Consider the following 2031-nt stretch of genomic DNA (forward strand, 5'->3'; position numbering starts at 1 on the left):
GGCACGCGGCGGGTCGCGGCCGGCATGGGCGCGGAGGTGCGCTCGGCCACCTGGGACTGGCAGCGCCTCTCGGCCATGGGTCCCTGGAGCATGACCTGGGGCAAGCTCTTCGGTCCGACCTCCTTCACTTGGCTGGCGGGCGGTTTCTTCCTGATCCTGATTGCCGTCGGCCGCCTTCGAGGGGCCGAGGTGATGGGGCCAGAGGGGATGGCGGGCTTGCGGTCGGGTCTCGGCAGCGAGATCGCTATGCTCTTGCTCGACGGTGTGCTGGCCCAGGCCGTGACGCTCTTGACCACCTTGGTGATGCTGAGAAAGCAGCGCGGCGCGCGCCAGATTCCCGTCGCCCTCTGCCAGGGTTTGGGGCTGCTCGCCTATCTGGTTCTGGCGGGCACGGACGGAAGCCTGATTCCCTCCGACCTTCTGCTCGGCGACTTGGGCCCGGGGGGCCGGGTCATCGGCTGGTACAATATCTCCTTTGACGCGCTTCCCTTCATTCTGGCCAGTAAGATCTTCTTCACGGGTGCTGCTGTGATCGCCTGCCTGCGCCTGATGCGCGAGGAGTTGCAGCTCACCAATATCCCTTGGGGTTGGGCCTTCTTCCTGGCGCTGCTGGGGGCATACCTCTACGGGTTCGTGGTCAGCAGTTGTGCGGCCTGCGGCGAGGTTCTATCGCTGCCGCTGGCCCTGTTCTTCGCGGTCTTCGCGCTGGGCGCTTATGCCGCGCTCTTTGCGGACCGGAAGGACCCGCTGGATATGGCGGGCTTCCTGAGGGCGCTCAGGAGCAATCCCTTCACCGCGTATCCCAAGGCGCCGCTCTGGCTGCCATCGTTCAAGCTTGCGCTGCTCTTCGGCATCGCTTCGGCGGTTCTGGGGGCATCCGTTGGGATCGGGCCGGAGACCCATTGGGCCTGGGCCGCCTGGCAGTTCGACAGCTACACCCGCCCGCTCGCGTTCTCCTTGATCGCGCTGATGCTGCGCGACTTCGCGTTGGTGCTGGGTATGGCTTATGGCAATGGAGGGGCGGCCGGGCGCAGCGACCTGATGGCCGCTTTCTGGCTCGCGCTGCTCTACTTCCTGCTGCCCGCCACCTTGCAGGCCATGGGGATGAATGCGCTGGCCGGAATCTTCGCGCCGCCGCTCTCGGTCGAGCCGAGCCAGGCGTTGCTGGGCGCGGGTGGTCAGGCGGTGGCGGCGGTCGTCTGGGCGGTCTGGCGCTGGCGCTCGCAGCGCGCGCGTTTTGCCGCGTCCTTGCCGGACGGGGTTTCCATTTAGCGCCTTCGTTCCTACCTAACAAAAGGAATGGGCGGCGCCGCGCCGAATGCTGCGGCGCCGCCTTCTTATGAGTTTCCAAATGGACCCAATCGGGTGAATAGGATGGGCATGAGCCAGTACGACTAAGACCTCTTTGTCATCGGTGCGGGAACTGGCGTCGTGCGCGGTGAGCGCATGGCGGCGTCGACGGGCGCCAAGGTGGGGATAGCCGAGGAGTTCCGCTATGGCGGCACCTGCGTCATCCGCGGCTGCGTGCCCAAGAAACTGATGGTCTACGCCAGCCACTTCTCGGAGGAGTTCGAGGACGCCGCGGGCTATGGCTGGACGCTCTCTGGCGAAGCGACCTTCGACTGGAAGACCCTGATCGCCAACAAGGACAAGGAGATCGAGCGGCTGGAAGGCATCTACAGAAAACTTCTGACCGCCGCGGGTGTCACCATGCACGACGGCCACGCGCGCCTGATCGACAATCACACGGTGGAGGTCGCGGGCGAGCGCTGCACGGCGGAGACCATTCTTCTTGCGACCGGCGGAGCGCCGGTGCTGCCCAGAGAGCCGGGCGCGGAATACGGCATCTCCTCCAACGAAATCTTTCATCTGGAAGAGCAACCCCGGCACATCGTGATCGCGGGTGGCGGTTATATCGCTGTGGAGTTCGCCGGGATCATGAACGGTCTGGGCAGCGAGGTGACCCTGATCTACCGCGGTCCCAAGGTCCTGCGCGGCTTCGACGAGGACCTGCGCGATGGCCTGATGGTG

General features: G+C 65.5%; 2 protein-coding genes. Both read left to right on the forward strand.

All coding sequences use genetic code 11. The annotated features are described in order from the left end of the window. A partial coding sequence (locus P8X75_15210; protein MEJ1996530.1) for a hypothetical protein occupies nucleotides 1–1272 on the forward strand: 1272 nt, incomplete at its 5' end. 138 nt (nucleotides 1273–1410) lie between these two features. After that, nucleotides 1411–2031, forward strand: a 621-nt coding sequence (locus tag P8X75_15215; protein ID MEJ1996531.1) for an FAD-dependent oxidoreductase, incomplete at its 3' end; no start/stop codon positions are given.

Source organism: Limibacillus sp., assembly GCA_037379885.1.
Lineage (GTDB): Bacteria > Pseudomonadota > Alphaproteobacteria > Kiloniellales > CECT-8803 > JARRJC01.